The sequence below is a fragment of the Bacillus sp. FSL R5-0439 genome (assembly GCF_038008805.1).
GTDB lineage: Bacteria > Bacillota > Bacilli > Bacillales > Bacillaceae > Bacillus > Bacillus safensis.
In genome coordinates this window covers 2,756,570-2,774,300 of record NZ_JBBOZW010000001.1, presented here as the reverse complement: position 1 = coordinate 2,774,300, position 17,731 = coordinate 2,756,570, and the positions used below count along the sequence as shown (strand labels likewise).

At 40.9% G+C, this 17,731-nt stretch carries 21 protein-coding genes, 1 tRNA gene, 1 rRNA gene and 1 riboswitch; of the genes, 19 read left to right on the top strand and 4 right to left on the bottom strand.

What is annotated here, in order from left to right:
- Positions 1-9 precede the first annotated feature (9 nt).
- The 13 genes from NST59_RS14345 to NST59_RS14285 all read left to right on the top strand — a co-directional run bounded on the left by NST59_RS14345 (position 10) and on the right by NST59_RS14285 (position 7,385).
- Positions 10-339, top strand: a complete 330-nt coding sequence (locus tag NST59_RS14345) for an XkdW family protein (RefSeq protein ID WP_126682240.1) — start codon at positions 10-12, stop codon at positions 337-339.
- Complete coding sequence (locus tag NST59_RS14340) at positions 336-512, top strand: phage portal protein (protein WP_073979164.1); 177 nt, start codon at positions 336-338, stop codon at positions 510-512. Before NST59_RS14345 ends, NST59_RS14340 begins: the two co-directional genes overlap by 4 nt.
- 2 nt (positions 513-514) lie before the next feature.
- Positions 515-1,720, top strand: a complete 1,206-nt coding sequence (locus tag NST59_RS14335) for a hypothetical protein (protein WP_126682239.1) — start codon at positions 515-517, stop codon at positions 1,718-1,720.
- A gap of 230 nt (positions 1,721-1,950) precedes the next feature.
- Positions 1,951-3,267, top strand: a complete 1,317-nt coding sequence (locus tag NST59_RS14330) for a hypothetical protein (RefSeq protein ID WP_247543660.1) — start codon at positions 1,951-1,953, stop codon at positions 3,265-3,267.
- A gap of 13 nt (positions 3,268-3,280) precedes the next feature.
- Positions 3,281-3,601: a hypothetical protein gene (locus NST59_RS14325; protein ID WP_126682237.1), complete on the top strand. Its 321-nt coding sequence runs from the start codon at positions 3,281-3,283 to the stop codon at positions 3,599-3,601.
- Positions 3,598-3,741 (top strand): XkdX family protein, encoded by a 144-nt coding sequence (locus NST59_RS14320; protein ID WP_034624530.1) that lies wholly within the window; start codon positions 3,598-3,600, stop codon positions 3,739-3,741. The genes NST59_RS14325 and NST59_RS14320 overlap by 4 nt, the downstream gene beginning before the upstream one ends.
- Before the next feature lie 102 nt (positions 3,742-3,843).
- Positions 3,844-5,256, top strand: coding sequence for a hypothetical protein (locus NST59_RS14315; protein ID WP_144490216.1), 1,413 nt, complete (start codon positions 3,844-3,846; stop codon positions 5,254-5,256).
- 1 nt (position 5,257) lies between these two features.
- Positions 5,258-5,605 carry a hypothetical protein gene (locus NST59_RS14310; RefSeq protein ID WP_058838035.1) on the top strand — a complete coding sequence of 116 codons (348 nt, stop codon included), beginning with the start codon at positions 5,258-5,260 and terminating at the stop codon, positions 5,603-5,605.
- Positions 5,606-5,752: an XkdX family protein gene (locus NST59_RS14305; protein WP_008361668.1), complete on the top strand. Its 147-nt coding sequence runs from the start codon at positions 5,606-5,608 to the stop codon at positions 5,750-5,752.
- Between the two features lie 56 nt (positions 5,753-5,808).
- On the top strand, positions 5,809-6,021 hold the full coding sequence (locus tag NST59_RS14300; RefSeq protein WP_008344062.1) for a BhlA/UviB family holin-like peptide: 213 nt from the start codon (positions 5,809-5,811) through the stop codon (positions 6,019-6,021).
- 11 nt (positions 6,022-6,032) lie between these two features.
- Positions 6,033-6,296 carry a phage holin gene (locus NST59_RS14295; protein ID WP_019743388.1) on the top strand — a complete coding sequence of 88 codons (264 nt, stop codon included), beginning with the start codon at positions 6,033-6,035 and terminating at the stop codon, positions 6,294-6,296.
- Between the two features lie 19 nt (positions 6,297-6,315).
- Entirely contained in the window at positions 6,316-7,119 is an 804-nt protein-coding gene (locus NST59_RS14290) for a peptidoglycan recognition protein family protein (RefSeq protein WP_144490218.1), read from the top strand.
- Between the two features lie 116 nt (positions 7,120-7,235).
- The gene (locus tag NST59_RS14285; protein WP_185847156.1) at positions 7,236-7,385 is read left to right on the top strand and encodes a hypothetical protein; all 150 of its coding nucleotides are present in this window, start codon (positions 7,236-7,238) and stop codon (positions 7,383-7,385) included.
- A gap of 86 nt (positions 7,386-7,471) precedes the next feature.
- Here NST59_RS14285 and NST59_RS14280 read toward each other — a convergent pair.
- Positions 7,472-7,544 (bottom strand) — tRNA-Ala (locus NST59_RS14280).
- 72 nt (positions 7,545-7,616) lie between these two features.
- Positions 7,617-8,174: a choline uptake/conversion transcriptional regulator CudC gene (gene cudC / locus NST59_RS14275; RefSeq protein ID WP_341040785.1), complete on the bottom strand. Its 558-nt coding sequence runs from the start codon at positions 8,172-8,174 to the stop codon at positions 7,617-7,619.
- Between the two features lie 207 nt (positions 8,175-8,381).
- Here cudC and betB point away from each other — a divergent pair, with 207 nt between their 5' ends.
- Complete coding sequence (gene betB / locus NST59_RS14270; protein WP_058838032.1) at positions 8,382-9,851, top strand: betaine-aldehyde dehydrogenase; 1,470 nt, start codon at positions 8,382-8,384, stop codon at positions 9,849-9,851.
- Between the two features lie 27 nt (positions 9,852-9,878).
- Positions 9,879-11,087 carry an iron-containing alcohol dehydrogenase gene (locus NST59_RS14265; RefSeq protein WP_327842200.1) on the top strand — a complete coding sequence of 403 codons (1,209 nt, stop codon included), beginning with the start codon at positions 9,879-9,881 and terminating at the stop codon, positions 11,085-11,087.
- Between the two features lie 40 nt (positions 11,088-11,127).
- On the opposite strand, the gene NST59_RS14260 is transcribed toward NST59_RS14265, so the two are convergent.
- Positions 11,128-11,607 carry a DinB family protein gene (locus tag NST59_RS14260; protein ID WP_180272435.1) on the bottom strand — a complete coding sequence of 160 codons (480 nt, stop codon included), beginning with the start codon at positions 11,605-11,607 and terminating at the stop codon, positions 11,128-11,130.
- 207 nt (positions 11,608-11,814) lie between these two features.
- On the opposite strand from NST59_RS14260, the gene NST59_RS14255 reads away from it, so the two are divergent.
- The 3 genes from NST59_RS14255 to NST59_RS14245 all read left to right on the top strand — a co-directional run bounded on the left by NST59_RS14255 (position 11,815) and on the right by NST59_RS14245 (position 14,616).
- Positions 11,815-12,345, top strand: a complete 531-nt coding sequence (locus NST59_RS14255) for a hypothetical protein (RefSeq protein ID WP_047204079.1) — start codon at positions 11,815-11,817, stop codon at positions 12,343-12,345.
- Positions 12,346-12,356: 11 nt separating this feature from the next.
- Positions 12,357-13,904, top strand: a complete 1,548-nt coding sequence (locus tag NST59_RS14250) for a flotillin family protein (protein ID WP_047204080.1) — start codon at positions 12,357-12,359, stop codon at positions 13,902-13,904.
- 157 nt (positions 13,905-14,061) lie between these two features.
- On the top strand, positions 14,062-14,616 hold the full coding sequence (locus NST59_RS14245) for a GNAT family N-acetyltransferase (RefSeq protein ID WP_047204081.1): 555 nt from the start codon (positions 14,062-14,064) through the stop codon (positions 14,614-14,616).
- Between the two features lie 240 nt (positions 14,617-14,856).
- On the opposite strand, the gene thiT is transcribed toward NST59_RS14245, so the two are convergent.
- Entirely contained in the window at positions 14,857-15,432 is a 576-nt protein-coding gene (gene thiT, locus NST59_RS14240; RefSeq protein ID WP_039180928.1) for an energy-coupled thiamine transporter ThiT, read from the bottom strand.
- A 98-nt stretch (positions 15,433-15,530) separates the two neighbouring features.
- Positions 15,531-15,632: riboswitch (TPP riboswitch) on the bottom strand.
- Between the two features lie 440 nt (positions 15,633-16,072).
- Here thiT and NST59_RS14235 point away from each other — a divergent pair.
- Positions 16,073-17,621: ribosomal RNA gene (locus NST59_RS14235) — 16S ribosomal RNA — on the top strand.
- Positions 17,622-17,731: the final 110 nt, after the last annotated feature.

Here is a 17,731-nt window from a genome sequence, read left to right as displayed (position 1 = left end):
AGGGTTCTGATGATTTTATATGAAGCCATTAAGTATAAATACCCTAGTGCGGACCCGCAAAAGGATTTTGAACTAAGAAATGACGGCGACGGTTCGTATATAAATGAGTGGTATCTAGATGTGCCAAAGCCAACGGTAGAAGAGTTGAAAAAATGGTGGGAGGAATCTCAAACCATTCTGAGGTATCAACCCCCTCTTCCACTAGATTATCTAGCGCAAGAAGTAGCAAAAGAAAAGTTGATGAGGAAACAACTTGAACACAAATGTGATCTTCTAACAAACGAACTAAAAGCGCTAAAAAATGAGATCCTTTTCAGTAAAGGAGAGGGTGAAACATGAATTATTGGGTCATGGCATTATATTTCCAATGGGTGACACCTGAATTGGTCAAAGAAGCAGTTGAATTAGGTGATTGTTCTATGGAAGATCTAAATGCAGGATATGAGCAAAGGATGCTCACTTTAGAGCAGCTGAAAGAAATAGAACCAAGCATAGATTTGAAAGGAGAATGATCATGGAGATTAAGACACCACGCACTTTTAAAACAACTGATAAAGCCCATGCTGATCTATTTAATGACATGGTTGAGGCCTTTCTTGACAATGATGTGGGTCTATTAGAAGCAATCAATCAACATATGAAAGATATAAATCCACATGCATCTGAAGCAGAAAAGAAGAAATGGAACGATTCTCAGAGCTATAAGATTACAGCGGATAATGGAAGTCAGTTAATTAATGTGCCAGCTGATACTAAGATTTTTGATGCGATAAAAGGGAAAGGAACGTGTACTTTTTACGCAGCTTCTGGAGTAGAAGATTCCCCAGCAAATATTTCATTGAGAGGATTACAGACAGTAGGTCAAGATAACATTGGTACTGGCTTTGCTGTAGATATTGCTGGTAATGCTTATAGTTTTTACTATAATGCTGCAGATACCGCTATTAACTGGACAAAGCTCCCTTCAAATGCTGAAAGAAATAAATGGAATGATGGACAATTATCTAAGATCACCTCAGATAATGGAGGGGTGATTCTATCTGTTTCTGATGGTGAAGATTTACTCGAAAAGGTTGTTTCTTTAGGCCCGAAGCATGGTACATTTTATGCCACAGGTAAAGCATTAAACAGCCCAACAATAAGATCTTGTCGTGGTATGTTTCATTTTACTTCTCAAGATAGTAATGGAAAAGGTACATTTGGATGGGTCATAGCAATAGATTATAACAATTACATGTATACAAACTATCTTGATTTAAATTTGGGGTGGCAAGGCTGGAAACGTGTTTTAACAAAGGAGGATATGGATAATACTTCTTTTGTTGATACGTATGATCTCGATAATTCTTCTGTATCAGCCGTTGAAAACGTTCCAACAAAACTGAATTTTGGTGATACAAGATCAGACGATTTAGGAGAGTATAATCGTTCGCGCGCTGAAATTACACTGAAAAACAATGGTCTGTATTTAATTAGGCTTTATCTTAATAGCAATAACATTCCTGTTGGATCAGATAGCATTTTGTCATGTTATGTGAATGGTACAGAATTTCAACGATTAGGTAATTGGAATCCTGTTATCTCATCAAGTATATGTGTATTGTACCTTCAACAAAAGTTTAAAGCAGGAGACAAATTAACATTTTATATTACACCCAAAAACACTGGGAGAACAATTACGGTAAATAGAGCTTATGTTACCTTGTCACAGCTAAGATAGGATTGAAAGTGTGTGAACAAATCGGAGGTAGCTGTCGTTCAAAACTTAATGACACAAGGTCCACTGGATTCTGTTTTATGTGCATAATACAACAAAGGAACGAGAACATAAGTTCAATGCATAACATCGTCTAAATAATAATAGTTTTTTGAAAGGAGAAAAAGATCATAAAAACACCTCAACCTTTTAGGACGAGCGATAAGGCTCATGCAGATCTCTTTAACAATCTAGTGAATATTTTGATTGAAAATGATCAGGAACTATTAGAACAATTCAACCTTCATACGGGAGATACAAACCCTCACGTCTCTGGTTCAGAAAAGAAGAAATGGAATGAATCACAGCTATATAAACTAACAAATGATAACGGGTCCCAATTGATTAATATCCCTGCTGGTGGCAGTATCTATGAGGAAATTAAAGCGCTAGGTGCTTGCTCATTCTATGCCCCAGGAGGTTCTGGAGTAGTTGATTCTCCTGCTGTTGGAAATGCGGCATTAAGAGGCTTTCAATTTGTAGGCCAAAATAATATTGGAGTAGGAATTGCAATTGACACATCAGGCAACTCATTTTGTTTTTCCTATCATGTAAAAGACATTGGAATCAACTGGGTGCAAATGCCGACTCAAAATGAAAAAAACAAATGGGATGCGGGACAATTATCTAAAATCACTGCTGATGATGGAAAAGCTTTTGAAAGAATTAATGCAGATGATCCTAGTATTTTAGATAAATTGATAAAATTGCCTGGAGTTCACTCATGGTACATCCATGAAGCACATCCAGATCTTCCGACAAGAAGTTCCATGAGGGCTTTGTCTGTTTTTAGTGAAAATACCTACGGCTGGGTCATCGGTGCAAACAATACAGGAGATGTCTATATTAACCGTTCTACAACTGATGTAACAGGTACCCAACAAGAGTGGAGCGGTTGGAAACGTCTCAATGACCATAACCTATTAAACTCAAAGGGATTAAGACTTTCAATGCCAATAGGTACCGATATTTTAACGCTGCCATCCGGATTTTACTTTGCTGTTGGATCTAATGTTTTAAATATGCCTGTCGATAATGATTCTTCTTGGTTTAATATCGATATCTTAGAAACTGTAAATGGTAGAAAGACTATTCATATCATTAGAAGTTATGACAACACTCATTGGTTTGGTACTGTTCATACTGACGGTGTTTTCAAAGGATGGAAAAAAATAGTAACTGATGCTGATTTTGAAAGTGTCAAGTGGCTAGATGTCACATTAGATAATGGTTCTTCTATTGGTGACAGACCAGTTCAATATGTTAAATGGGGAAACTTATTATTGTTGAGAGGTCATCTAGTAGCGAATAGAGAAGTTATTTGTGGTAAAATTCCAATTAATGGATTACCTGATAAAGGCATAGTAGTATCAGTACCAGTATCGGGTACAACCGGTCATAGTAAATTATATATATATAAGACAGGAGAGCTAAAATTAACCGGTTTACATGCAGTGAATAACAGTGCAGTAACTGGATACTATTTAGACACAGTCGTCCCATTAAATTAAGGAAGTGATAAAGATGATACAAGCCTATGAATACAATCATCAAAATGAATTGGTCAGACCTATCGAAGTGTTCGAAAGGGATGATGAAGGTAATTATGTCATTCCAGATCAATGCACAACAATTGCTCCACCCAATAATCCTTCTTTTTATAAAGCTGCTTTTGATGTGGAAAAACAACAATGGTATGAATCAGCGACACAGGAGTATATAGATAGCCTAAAACCAGCCCCTCTCCCGCCAAATGATATAGAGCTTTTGAAAAAACAAAATGCTTTGTTATCAAAACAATTAACGCAGCTATTTGCTATTTTTAAAGGAGCTGAATCAGAATGATGTTTCCGACTGTAGCAGATATCAAACAATTTTGGGACTGGCAATGTTACGGCCCAGAGGACATTGCATTTTATGTAAGCATTGGCTGGATTTCGGCAGATGACTATCAAGACATAACAGGAGACAAATACGAAGCCTAATGGCTTTATTTTTTTGCCGGAAAAAAGGTGATTCCGATGGCGTTAAAAAACTAATAAATCATAAATTATTCTCAATCTCATTGAAACAAAGGAGAGAACAAATTGGATATAAAAACTCCTCGTTCTTTTGAAACGAGTGATAAAGCTCATGCTGATCTATTCAACGATATGTTGAAAACATTGCTTTATAACGACACTGGTATATCAGAACAATTAACTCTTCATATCGATGATTCTAGCCAACACTCTTCAGAAGTAGAAAAAAAGAAATGGAATGAGTCGCAGCTGTATAAAATTACAGGAGATAATGGAGTACAACTTTTAAATATTCCTGCCGGCACAAAAATTTATGACTCAATTAAAGACAAAGGGACATGTACATTTTATGCGCCCAGTGGAATAGAGGATAGCCCTTCACAATTCGCTATTAGAGGGATACAGACAGTGGGACAAAATAACATTGGAACAGGCTTTGCGATAGATACATCAGGCAATGCATATTACTTCTACTATAATTCTAGCCATTTATCTATCACTTGGACTCAGATTCCGACAGCAGCTGAAAAAGATAAATGGAACAACAGTCAGCTTCATAAAATTACAAGGGATAACGGTCAACCCTTTTATAAAGGTACAAGTGAGACCACCGACTATAACGAAATTACGGAAACAGGAATGTATCTCGTTTATAATGCAGGTCTAAATGGTCCAAAAGAGATCAAAAGGGCGTTTATGATTGTTATCAGTTATGGGAATACCCTGCTACAAGCTATCTATGATGCAGTCAATGGTCTGAACTCTTTTTATAGAATCAGGAAGACTGACTATACATGGACTGAATGGGAAAGGCAGCTCACAGTTAAAGATTTAAATGCTATTCAAGCATTTCCTATTACCAATCCAGATGGTTTTGGAAAATTTCACATAATCAATTCTGTTGATTTTCATGACATACTACCTCGTTATAAAGGTTTTGTTCATTTCACCTCAGACACATCAGCTATTAACGGACCAGGTGTTGCTTTACGAGGGGTTTGGGTATGTAATAGTGCAGGAAACTACGGTTCTATTATTGCTTTTGATAATCTCGGCCGAACATGGCGAAAAACAGTTGTAAATAGCGTATGGTCAAAATGGGAACGTTTGTTAACCAGCGCAGAGCAAATAGAATGGAAATCCCCGACAACAATAATAAACGGATGGAAACAATACGGCACTCAAAAAGTGCAATTTTATAAGAATCCATTTGGAGAGGTAGAGTTAATTGGTTCTATTACAGGGGGGACTATCGGTTTTGAAGTACCTGTTTTTACATTGCCAAGTGGTTATCGTCCTATACAGGGAATGCATTTCATAGGGGTAGCATCTAGTATTGGTGCTGGTTCAACACCACAAACACACAGAACACATATTGATACTGATGGTAATGTGTATATACAAAGTGTCTCCAATTCAACAAACCCAAATGAATTTATTACTTTCGGCTTTAAATTCATGGCGGCACAGGAGGGATGAAATGAACTGGATATATAAATACGACGAAAAATTCAATTACCTTCCAGGGGAAGAAATAGAAATTGAAGAGGATGCAGACATCCCAAAAGGATATACAGATGTAAGACCTCAAGATGGTTTGTACAAAGGTAAATACAATGAAACGAAAAGAGCATGGTATGAGTCGGCAACACAGGAATACATTGATAGCTTGCAGCCAAAACCGCTGCCACCATCAGAAATTGATCTATTAAAACAGCAAAATGCTGATCTGCTTCAGCAGCTGTCAGAGTCAGAAAAGAGAGTAGAAGAACAATCAAAAACAATATCAGAACTTATCATGTTGCTGAATGAAAAGGGGGTCATTTAATTGGATTGGTTCCGTAGTATTTCATTGTTCTATCAATGGAAGTGTTATGAAAATGAAGATGTAGCAAAATTTGTTCGTTTCGAGAAGATTACGCCGGAACAATACAAAGAAATAACAAAAGAAGAATATCCAACAAACGCTGAATAGGCGTTTTTATTTTGCCTTCTTTAAAGACGCGCAAAGTGAGGGAGTAGGTGAGTGCAGTGGAAATGGATTTGACTCAATATTTAATGACACAAGGACCGTTTGCAGTGTTGTTTTGTTGGGTGCTGTTTTACGTATTAAACACAACAAAGGAACGAGAAAACAAGCTCAATGAGCAAATCGAGGCGCAAAATGATGTGTTAGCAAAGTTTAGTGAAAAGTATGACGTCGTGATCGACAAACTCGACAAAATAGAACGAAATTTAAAATAGGAGGAAAGATCATGAAAACATTCGACAAAGGCACTGTGATTCGCACAGTGCTTCTTTTTATTGCTCTGATCAATCAAACGCTTGTCATGTTTGGACAGACGGTGCTGCCGATTAGTGAGGAGCAAGTACAAACCGCAGGTGAGGCACTTTATGTGGCAGGTTCTACAATTTTTACTATGGTCACAGCGGTTATCGCTTGGTTTAAAAATAATTATGTGACCTACAAAGGACAATTACAAAAAGATGCTCTGAAACAAAGAGGGCTAACAAAATAATACTTGAAGGAGAAACGACATGGTGAAAATCATTCAAGCATTGATCCCAAAACAACATCGCAACAGACCAGGAAACACGATGAAGCCGCTCTATATTACAGTGCATAATACGTCAAATAGTGCAAAAGGTGCTAATGCGGCCAGTCATGCAGCGTTTGTTGCACGTTCAAGTACCGGTGTCAGTTGGCATTACACTGTTGATGATCAGGTGATTTATCAGCATTTACCGTTAAACGAAAACGGCTGGCATGCAGGGGATGGCAGAGGCACCGGCAATATGAAGTCAATTGGAATTGAAATTTGTGAAAATGCAGACGGTAACTTTGAACAAGCAGTCGAAAATGCCCAATGGCTCATTCGCAAGCTGATAGGAGATTTGGGGATTCCTTTATCAAATGTAGTGCCTCATAAACATTGGAGCGGGAAAGAGTGTCCAAGGAAACTTCTCGGACGATGGGATCAGTTTAAAGCTGGCATAGCCACAGCGCATACCGGCAGCAAAAGCACAAGAAAACCAGTTCAGGCAGAAAGCTTGAGCCACAAAGCACCCGCTTCCAAACAGAAATCGTCAAACCTGCCATCTGGCATTTTAAAAGTAACCAAGCCCTTAACAAAAGGCCCTCAAGTCACTGCTGTGCAAAAAGCCTTATCATCCCTCTATTTTTACCCAGACAAAGGGGCAAAAAACAACGGGATTGACGGCTATTATGGACCGAAAACAGCGAATGCAGTCAAGCGGTTTCAGCTCATGAACGGCTTAGCGGCAGACGGAATTTACGGACCGAAGACGAAGAACAAAATCGAACAATTGCTGAAGAAGTGACGATCTATAAAAAGTGCTATCAGCAAGTGAGGAAATGCTTCCTTGCTGATAGCTAACAAAAAATGACATCATGTGTGATATAATCAACCAAATCACTATCATGAGAGGAGAGAAAAATGAAAAAAGAACTGTTCCAAATCATCATGCTGTCAGCGTTACTCATCTATTTCATTTATCACGGAATGACGAGCGATTTTCCTGTGTCCTATACAATCATTCTCATCCTAACTTATCTTTCTGTGATTACATACCGCATCATAAATTGATTAAGAATACGAAAAAACAAAGAACAAGCATAAGAGATATGTACATAAAAAAACCATCCTTGATTTCTCAAGAATGGTTTTTCGTATGGAGCATAGCGGGATCGAACCGCTGACCTCTACGCTGCCAGCGTAGCGCTCTCCCAGCTGAGCTAATGCCCCGAGGTATGACGACATAATTTATTATAATCAATCCTCCTGTGAAATTCAAGCTGTAAAACGTAAACACATCGCCTATTTTTCCTTCTGCTCAATTGGAATATAGTCAAAGATTTCGCCAGAATGAACAGAATGGGCTAATCGTCTCAACCAGTCATAATAGGCTTTTGAGCTCTCAAGCTGCTCAATGAGCTGCTGCGCTTCCTCTCTTACATGTTCCTCCAGCTGATCATCATGCGCCACCTCTTGAAGCTGCTCTTGCGCTTCTTCAATTGCTGTTAAATTGACCTCGACCTCTCGTTCCCATTTTTGCGGAAAAAAGTTAGTGAAAAACTTAAAAAAGTCTTTTTCAGCAACAAAGCTGTGTTTTCTTCGGCCCCGGTGAAACGTTTTTTTGACAATATTCATGTCTTGCAGCTTTTTCACACCTGTACTCATACTCGGCTTACTCATTTGCAGCTCTTCACGCATTTCATCCAGTGTCATTTCCTCATTTAAATACATCGTCCCATATAGAATACCTGCACTTCGTGTAATGCCATAGAGATCCATCGTTTCAGCTATGGAATCAATGACTAGATCTTTAGCAGCTAAAACACGATCTTCTGCTTGCGGCTGTTCCTGCTTTTTCATTTTGTCCCTGCTTTCTATTAAGAGAATTCAATCCGTTCAAAAAAATCTTTATGGACTATATGTTAACGAAAGAATACAAAAAGTCAAAATAAATGAAGCATATCTCCCCTTTGACAGAAAAATTTGAACATGATAAGTTAATTATATTCAAAACGTTAAATTTTTATTTAACAAACTTATCAAAAAGAATCAGAGGAGGTTCCTTCTATGAGTCAAACACTATTTATAGACGGACAATGGGTTGGCGCTAAAAGTAGCGACACACGGGATATTATCAATCCGTTCAATCAAGAAGTGATCGCGACAGTCAGCGAAGGATCTAGAAATGACGCGCAGCTAGCCATTAAAGCAGCGAGAAAAGCCTTCGATCAAGGGGAATGGGCAAACATGCCTGGACTTGAAAGAGGAAATATTGTGTTTAAGATAGCTGAATTGATTAGACGTGATCTTGATGAACTAGCCAAATTGGAATCACTTGATACAGGCAAAACTTTAGAGGAAAGTAAGGCAGATATGGATGATATTGCAAACGTGTTCCAATATTACGCAGGATTGGCTGATAAAGATGGCGGGGAAATCATTGCATCGCCAATTCCAAACTCGAAAAGTGAATTAATCAGAGAGCCTGTCGGTGTATGCGGACAAATCACTCCTTGGAACTATCCATTGCTTCAAGCAAGCTGGAAAATCGCGCCGGCTCTTGCGGCGGGAAATACAATCGTTCTAAAGCCAAGTGAAATCACACCACTCACCACGATAAAAGTATTTAAACTCATGGAAGAAGCGGGCGTTCCGGCAGGCGTTGCAAATCTAGTGCTTGGACCTGGGGCAACGGTTGGAGATGAGCTTGCTGTGAATGATCAAGTAGATCTGATTTCATTTACAGGCGGTATTGATACAGGGAAGAAAATTATGCAGGGAGCCAGCGGTAATGTGAAAAAAATAGCCCTTGAGCTTGGCGGAAAGAATCCAAATATTGTGTTTCAAGATGCTGATTTAGACGTAGCGGTTGACCAGGCAATGAATGCTGTGTTTTTCCATGCAGGGCAAGTGTGTTCAGCAGGGTCACGTTTGCTGGTGGAAGAATCCATTCATGATGAATTTTTAGAAGAACTGGTGAAGCGTACGAAAAAAATCAAGCTAGGCAACGGCTTTGATGAAGACACCCAGAGCGGGCCGCTCATCTCAGCTGAGCATCGAGAAAAAGTAGAAAAATACGTCAGCTTCGGTTTAGAAGAAGGCGCTAAGTTAGAGACAGGTGGAAAAAGACCTGACGCAGAGGAGCTGCAAAATGGGTTCTTCTACTTGCCGACCATTTTCTCAGGCTGCACGTCAGATATGCGGATTGTGCAAGAAGAAGTCTTTGGACCTGTCCTGACAGTCGAATCCTTCCATACAGAGGAAGAAGTCATCAAGCTGGCAAATGATACGATTTATGGATTAGCAGGAGCTGTGTGGTCTTCTGATATCAGCAAAGCCGAAAGAGTGGCTCGGCAATTAAGATTAGGCACGGTTTGGATCAATGATTTCCATCCTTATTTTGCTCAAGCACCGTGGGGTGGCTACAAGCAATCAGGCATTGGGCGTGAATTAGGACGCACGGGACTTGAGGAATATACCGAGCTGAAGCATTTATATCGAAATACAAAACCTGAAGCAGTTCATTGGTTTAAATAAAAATTACGCATTTGGAGGAGATTCTATATGACACTAAATATGAAAATTGAAAGCATGCAGAAATTCCATACATTTGAAATTCCGACTGTCATCAAACACGGCATTGGTGCAGTGAAACATGTCGGGGAAGAAGTAAAAGCATACGGCGTTTCAAAGGTATTGCTTGTAACAGACCCCGGCATTTATCAAGCGGGCGTGGTGTACCCCGTAATTGCTTCATTAAAAGAAGCGCAAATTGATGTTGTTCTATTTAATAAAGTAGAGCCAAATCCGCCAGTCCGTCTAGTGAACGAAGGATCTGCTTTATATGAAAAAGAAGGCTGTAATGGATTAGTCGCAGTAGGCGGCGGCAGCTCAATGGATACAGCCAAGGCAATTGGAGTAGAGGCGACTCATGAAGGCTCAGTTCTTGATTACGAAGCGGCAGAGGGGAAAAAACCGCTTGAAAACAGAATCCCGCCTTTAACCACTATTCCGACAACAGCTGGTACAGGTTCAGAAGTGACGCAATGGGCAGTCATTACTGATGAAGAAAGAGAATTCAAATTCAATACAGGTGGTCCTCTTATTGCAGCTCATCTTACAGTGATTGACCCAGAGCTTCATGTATCCATGCCGCCTCATGTGACAGCAATGACTGGAATTGACGCGCTTGCTCACGCGATTGAATGCTATACGATGAAATTTGCTCAGCCGATTACAGATGCGGTAGCACTCATGGCCATTGAATATGCAGCTCATTATATTCGCCGTGCCTTTGCTGATGGTGAGGACTTGGAAGCCAGATATGGAATGGCACAAGCTGCGATGCTTGCCGGGCTTTCTTATGGAAGTGAATCAGCTGGCGCTGCACATGCGATGAGCCAAACACTCGGAGGCATTATTCCTGTCGCGCACGGTCAGTGTGTTGCAGCGATGATGGGACCAGTGATGGAATATAACTGGAAAGGGTATCCGGAAAAATTCGCACGAATTGCGCAAGCGTTTGGGGTTGATACAAGCAGAATGACAACAGAGGAAGCAGCCAAAGCAGCCGTGAACTGGATGTATGATTTAGTAGAAGATTTAGAAATTCCTTCATTAGAAGAACAAGGTGTATCAAAAGATATGATTGACCGTTTATCTAAAGAAGCGATGAAAGATCCGCAAACAGTTGGAAACCCAAGAGATCTAAACGAAAAAGCGTACAAATGGATTTATGCGCGCTGCTTTGAGTTAACACCTAAAACAGTGTAACAATGAAAAAAGGCTCCCTAAAGGGAGTCCTTTTTATGTTTTATAGTTGTTCTTTAATTTCTTTGATTTGATGAATATGGCGTTTTTCATGTGCGCCGATAAAATCAAGATATTGCTTAAGGGATAGCTCTTTAAACACAGGGTGTGCAATGACGCGTTTGAAATCTTCCTCAGTAAATGTTGATAAAATTTGATTGAGCTGCTCACGAGCTGTATCGAGCTCATCCTTTAAATGTGTAGGTGTCACATGCTTGTGCTCAGGCGCAACAATACTAGGCGCAGTGGCTTTTTTCGAACGATCCTCTGCCATTTCCACCGGCTTTGGTTCATATTCTTTGATCGGTGCTTTTTTCCCCTCAGCAGCTAGATGTTTTGCTGCAACTAGGTCCATTTTCTTTAAATGATCTGCTACCTCTTGAATACTCCAAGTATCATCAGATAATTTTTGGTTCAATTGTTCTTCGCTCAAACCTTGCAGCTCGTGCCACAATTCTTGTCTTGCTTCATGTAATAAACTCATTTTCTTCATCACCTCAAGATCAAATTTTAACATAAGGGTACATGACAATCATTCTTGAGCTATCCGAAAATCCCTTTGAAGAATTGTGATGAAATATGAAACCTTTACAAAAGTGGTTCGTATTACCTGTTACAAGGAATACATTGGAGGTGAGTATGATCTAAATGAAACAACAGATGTTCATTTCATGAAGAAAGGGTGAGGAAGATGGATGTGTTTGGGCTGCCTCTTCAGACGCTGTATTTATACATATTGATGATATCAGGAATCCTGACACTTGTTTTCGTCTTTTTCGGCGATGTATTTGATGGATGGTTTGAAGCGATCCCTGTTCCATTCCTTCAACCAACATTGATCCTCGCATTTCTTACCTTTTTCTCGGCTGGAGGGTTTATCTCTGAAAAAACAGCAATTGTAGGAAGTGGACTTGGCGCACTATTATCTGCCATCCTCGCAGTGATCCTTGTGACCTGTTTGAATGTATTTGTATTAGTCCCGCTTTCCTCTGCTGAAGAATCTCTCTCTTATACGGAGGCCGATTTAAAAGGAAGAACTGGGGAGATCATTGTATCTGTTCCAAAAGACGGGTTTGGAGAAGTGCTGTTAATCAGTAACAGCGGGAAAATCTCAAAGCCAGCTGTCAGCTTCGACCAAGAGGAGATTCCATATGGAACCCGTGTGCTAGTTGTCGAAGTGAACAAAGGCGTCTTATCTGTTATACCAAATGAAGAAATCTAGGAGGGAATGCTATGCCAGGAACAACTATTTTAGTGATCATTGGAATTGTGCTTGTCATTCTTATTGCACTTATTGGTGTATTTGTTTCTAAATATCGGACAGCAGGTCCAGATGAAGCATTAATCGTGACAGGAAGTTATCTAGGAAGTAAAAATGTCCACGTGGACGAAGGTGGAAACAAGATTAAGATTGTAAGAGGCGGCGGTACCTTTGTTCTTCCAGTCTTTCAACAAGCAGAGCCGCTCAGCTTACTATCTAGCAAGCTAGATGTTTCAACCCCTGAAGTCTATACCGAACAAGGTGTACCGGTCATGGCGGATGGAACGGCCATCATAAAAATTGGTGGATCGATTGAAGAAATTGCTACTGCTGCAGAGCAATTTTTAGGTAAAACAAAAGAAGATCGTGAAAACGAAGCGAGAGAAGTATTAGAAGGTCACCTCCGTTCCATCTTAGGGTCAATGACAGTTGAAGAGATTTATAAAAACAGAGAAAAATTTTCACAAGAAGTACAACGCGTTGCTTCTCAAGATTTAGCGAAAATGGGTCTAGTCATTGTCTCGTTTACGATCAAAGATGTTCGTGATAAAAATGGCTACTTAGAATCTCTAGGTAAACCAAGAATTGCCCAAGTAAAACGCGATGCAGATATTGCAACAGCTGAAGCAGATAAAGAAACACGGATCAAACGTGCCGAAGCAGATAAAGATGCGAAGAAATCTGAGCTTGAGCGTGCTACTGAAATCGCTGAAGCAGAAAAGATTAATGAACTGAAAAGAGCAGAATTCAGACGTGAACAGGATACAGCGAAAGCAAGTGCTGACCAAGCGTACGATTTAGAAACCGCTCGTAACCGTCAGCACGTAACTGAACAAGAAATGCAAGTCAAAATCATTGAGCGTCAGAAACAAATTGAATTAGAAGAAAAAGAGATTCAGCGTCGTGAACGTCAATACGATTCTGAAGTGAAAAAGAAAGCAGATGCGGACCGTTATGCTGTTGAGCAGTCGGCTGCGGCAGAAAAAGCGAAACGTCTCGCAGAAGCAGATGCGAAGAAATATAGCATTGAAGCAATGGCCAAAGCAGAAGCTGAGAAAGTTCGTATAGACGGGCTTGCCAAAGCGGAAGCGGATCGTGCGAAAGGGGAAACAGAAGCAGAAGTCATTAGACTAAAAGGACTTGCAGAAGCCGAAGCGAAAGAGAAAATTGCGGAAGCATTCGAACAGTATGGTCAGGCAGCGATCCTTGATATGATTGTCAAGATGCTTCCTGAATATGCGAAGCAAGTATCTGCACCACTTTCTAACATTGATAAAATTACTGTTGTGGATACAGGCGGTAACGGTGAAGGCAGCGGTGCCAATAAAGTTACAGGCTATGCCACAAATCTCATGTCTAGTCTTCAAGAGAGTCTGAAAGCATCCTCTGGAATTGATGTGAAAGAAATTATTGAGAATTTTTCTGGCAAAGGCAATGTGAAGCAAAGCATTCAAGAACTAACAAATGAAATCAAACAACCAAGAAAAATCGAAAAAGCTGATCATCAAATAGAACAATAAAATCAAATGACACCTTCCACCAGAAGGTGTCACTTTTTTATAGAAGAAGGTTTAACCATTGAAAGATGTGCTGACAAAACGCTAGTCATTGAATTCTATGTAATAGAAATTTATCATAATGAAGATAAGGTGGAAAAAGCTAAAAGGAGTGGAGCGGATGAAGGTGAGACATGCTGTACATCAAGATATTCCAAAAATCGCCGAGATTCATGTGAAAAGCTGGCAGACGACTTATCAAGGGATTATTTCGCAGGAGTATTTAGATGGTTTAACCATTGAAGATCGGGAAGAGAGCTGGAGAAAAAGATCGCTTGAAGGCACGTTTGTCGCAGAAGATGAGGATGGCGTATTTGGTTTTGCCACTTTCGGAAAACAACGTGACGAACGCTATTCTACATATGATGGAGAGCTATATGCCATCTATTTATTCCAACAGAAACAGAAATCAGGGGCGGGTATTGCTCTAATGGAAAAAGGAGTGGAATATTTAATAGAAAAGGGTTATCAGAATATGCTGCTATGGGTGTTTGAACAGAATTCGGCGAAACAATTTTATCAAAAGCTTCAACCTAGTTTTGTCGTTACCAGCCAGTTCGAGCTGGCTGGCGAGAACCATAATGAAATAGGGTATGGATGGGAGTTGTCTAGATTGAATAACCATGTAAAACGAATTAAATCGTCAGCTTCCAGTAATAATGAGAGAAAAAAGTGAAAAGTACAGCAAGCAACATGTAAGAAATAAACGGTGAAGCTTCTACTTTTCCTTTCACGCCTGCTATTTTTAAAGCTTCATAGAAGCCTGCCAAAAAATAAGCAAGACTGAGAATATAACAGCAAAGCATAATGGAGTAAGGGCTCATTGTCGTACCTCCAGCATGAAATCTTCTATTATTAATAGATTCCATAGAGCAGCAAATTATGCATAAAAAAATAACCAGCTGTCATCAGCCGGTTATTTTTGATGAGGAAAAACCAAACGGGATGCACTTGGAATGAGTATACAAAGAACAATACTGCAAATAATAAATGAAGGAACCATATATGTGCTGTTATAAATTAAAGAGTAGACCCATCCTGGTGTTCCTTTCGGTGCATATTGAGAAAAGAAAACGACGCCAGAAATAAAGAACGTCAGCAGCCTGAAGAAACTAGCAACAAAAACAGCTAAGGTAATATAGAAAAATTGCTGCTTTCGCTTTTGATCCTGAATGGCTTTTTTGATCAATCCAGAAAACAAGCCGCTTAAAGAAATAACAACAGATGCAACGAAGTAATCGAGGAATCCTTGAACAGGTGTAGCGATGATCGGGCTATTCATCAGCTGAAGACCTGCGATTAACACACCGATGATAAATCCGGTAGATATCCCCCATCTAATAGACATGAGAATAACGGGAATCATAATCAGAGCAAGAGATCCGCCATTCGGCATTCTTAAAAAGAGACCTGATAAGTAATCTAATACAAGTGCAAGTGAAGTCATAATCGCGATTTCCATCAGTCGTACCAATTGATTTGATTGCTGCATAAAAAAATCTCCTTTTTCATGAATTGAGCAAGGAGAGACCGTGTAAGGATGAGTATGTTATTCATAGAAAAACATATCGATTTGAATACACCATATGTATCCAAGTGATTCCACATTCCTACTTCAGTATTAACTGACAGGTTCAAAGGGTCAGAACAACGAATGTTCACTCTCAGCACAAAGCTCCCCCTGCGGTTATTTAGTTTCAATCTAATATAAATATACTAAAGACCTGCAGGATCAACAATAGACAATTCCCGAGATGAGCAGCATTTGTATCGATATATAGGAAGAGATAAGGAAAAATAAATTATTTAGAAAAAATACTTGTTTCTTCTTTCAAAAGGTGTTATATTTGTATTCGCCGCTGAAACAGCGCGGTTGATAAATAACATTAAGAAAAAAGTTGTTGACTTTATCTTGATAGAATGTTATATTAATAAAGTCGCCTCTGAGAGACGGCGAAGATGATCTTTGAAAACTAAACAAGACAAAACGTACCTGTTAATTCGAGTTTTTATAAAAAAATCCTATGATACTTCATAGGTAGTCAGTCAAACGCTGACGAGGCAGGAAATGATTACATGCTAAGTTCACTACATCGTGTAGTAGCAACGCATGTGTGATATGCATCCTGCATACCTCGGAGAGTTTGATCCTGGCTCAGGACGAACGCTGGCGGCGTGCCTAATACATGCAAGTCGAGCGGACAGAAGGGAGCTTGCTCCCGGATGTTAGCGGCGGACGGGTGAGTAACACGTGGGTAACCTGCCTGTAAGACTGGGATAACTCCGGGAAACCGGAGCTAATACCGGATAGTTCCTTGAACCGCATGGTTCAAGGATGAAAGACGGTTTCGGCTGTCACTTACAGATGGACCCGCGGCGCATTAGCTAGTTGGTGGGGTAATGGCTCACCAAGGCGACGATGCGTAGCCGACCTGAGAGGGTGATCGGCCACACTGGGACTGAGACACGGCCCAGACTCCTACGGGAGGCAGCAGTAGGGAATCTTCCGCAATGGACGAAAGTCTGACGGAGCAACGCCGCGTGAGTGATGAAGGTTTTCGGATCGTAAAGCTCTGTTGTTAGGGAAGAACAAGTGCGAGAGTAACTGCTCGCACCTTGACGGTACCTAACCAGAAAGCCACGGCTAACTACGTGCCAGCAGCCGCGGTAATACGTAGGTGGCAAGCGTTGTCCGGAATTATTGGGCGTAAAGGGCTCGCAGGCGGTTTCTTAAGTCTGATGTGAAAGCCCCCGGCTCAACCGGGGAGGGTCATTGGAAACTGGGAAACTTGAGTGCAGAAGAGGAGAGTGGAATTCCACGTGTAGCGGTGAAATGCGTAGAGATGTGGAGGAACACCAGTGGCGAAGGCGACTCTCTGGTCTGTAACTGACGCTGAGGAGCGAAAGCGTGGGGAGCGAACAGGATTAGATACCCTGGTAGTCCACGCCGTAAACGATGAGTGCTAAGTGTTAGGGGGTTTCCGCCCCTTAGTGCTGCAGCTAACGCATTAAGCACTCCGCCTGGGGAGTACGGTCGCAAGACTGAAACTCAAAGGAATTGACGGGGGCCCGCACAAGCGGTGGAGCATGTGGTTTAATTCGAAGCAACGCGAAGAACCTTACCAGGTCTTGACATCCTCTGACAACCCTAGAGATAGGGCTTTCCCTTCGGGGACAGAGTGACAGGTGGTGCATGGTTGTCGTCAGCTCGTGTCGTGAGATGTTGGGTTAAGTCCCGCAACGAGCGCAACCCTTGATCTTAGTTGCCAGCATTCAGTTGGGCACTCTAAGGTGACTGCCGGTGACAAACCGGAGGAAGGTGGGGATGACGTCAAATCATCATGCCCCTTATGACCTGGGCTACACACGTGCTACAATGGACAGAACAAAGGGCTGCAAGACCGCAAGGTTTAGCCAATCCCATAAATCTGTTCTCAGTTCGGATCGCAGTCTGCAACTCGACTGCGTGAAGCTGGAATCGCTAGTAATCGCGGATCAGCATGCCGCGGTGAATACGTTCCCGGGCCTTGTACACACCGCCCGTCACACCACGAGAGTTTGCAACACCCGAAGTCGGTGAGGTAACCTTTATGGAGCCAGCCGCCGAAGGTGGGGCAGATGATTGGGGTGAAGTCGTAACAAGGTAGCCGTATCGGAAGGTGCGGCTGGATCACCTCCTTTCTAAGGATATATGGAGCAGCGTACGTTTTCGTCTTGTTTAGTTTTGAAGGATCATTCCTTCAAAACATGTCTCTAGCGAGACAGGATTGTTCTTTGAAAACTAGATAACA

Coding starts and splice junctions, on each gene's coding strand:
- NST59_RS14345 (WP_126682240.1), top strand. CDS start 10: ATGATTTTATATGAAGCCATTAAGTATAAATACCCTAGTGCGGACCCG.
- NST59_RS14340 (WP_073979164.1), top strand. CDS start 336: ATGAATTATTGGGTCATGGCATTATATTTCCAATGGGTGACACCTGAA.
- NST59_RS14335 (WP_126682239.1), top strand. CDS start 515: ATGGAGATTAAGACACCACGCACTTTTAAAACAACTGATAAAGCCCAT.
- NST59_RS14325 (WP_126682237.1), top strand. CDS start 3,281: ATGATACAAGCCTATGAATACAATCATCAAAATGAATTGGTCAGACCT.
- NST59_RS14320 (WP_034624530.1), top strand. CDS start 3,598: ATGATGTTTCCGACTGTAGCAGATATCAAACAATTTTGGGACTGGCAA.
- NST59_RS14310 (WP_058838035.1), top strand. CDS start 5,258: ATGAACTGGATATATAAATACGACGAAAAATTCAATTACCTTCCAGGG.
- NST59_RS14295 (WP_019743388.1), top strand. CDS start 6,033: ATGAAAACATTCGACAAAGGCACTGTGATTCGCACAGTGCTTCTTTTT.
- NST59_RS14290 (WP_144490218.1), top strand. CDS start 6,316: ATGGTGAAAATCATTCAAGCATTGATCCCAAAACAACATCGCAACAGA.
- NST59_RS14285 (WP_185847156.1), top strand. CDS start 7,236: ATGAAAAAAGAACTGTTCCAAATCATCATGCTGTCAGCGTTACTCATC.
- cudC (WP_341040785.1), bottom strand. CDS start 8,174: ATGAAAAAGCAGGAACAGCCGCAAGCAGAAGATCGTGTTTTAGCTGCT.
- betB (WP_058838032.1), top strand. CDS start 8,382: ATGAGTCAAACACTATTTATAGACGGACAATGGGTTGGCGCTAAAAGT.
- NST59_RS14265 (WP_327842200.1), top strand. CDS start 9,879: ATGACACTAAATATGAAAATTGAAAGCATGCAGAAATTCCATACATTT.
- NST59_RS14260 (WP_180272435.1), bottom strand. CDS start 11,607: ATGAGTTTATTACATGAAGCAAGACAAGAATTGTGGCACGAGCTGCAA.
- NST59_RS14255 (WP_047204079.1), top strand. CDS start 11,815: ATGGATGTGTTTGGGCTGCCTCTTCAGACGCTGTATTTATACATATTG.
- NST59_RS14250 (WP_047204080.1), top strand. CDS start 12,357: ATGCCAGGAACAACTATTTTAGTGATCATTGGAATTGTGCTTGTCATT.
- NST59_RS14245 (WP_047204081.1), top strand. CDS start 14,062: ATGAAGGTGAGACATGCTGTACATCAAGATATTCCAAAAATCGCCGAG.
- thiT (WP_039180928.1), bottom strand. CDS start 15,432: ATGCAGCAATCAAATCAATTGGTACGACTGATGGAAATCGCGATTATG.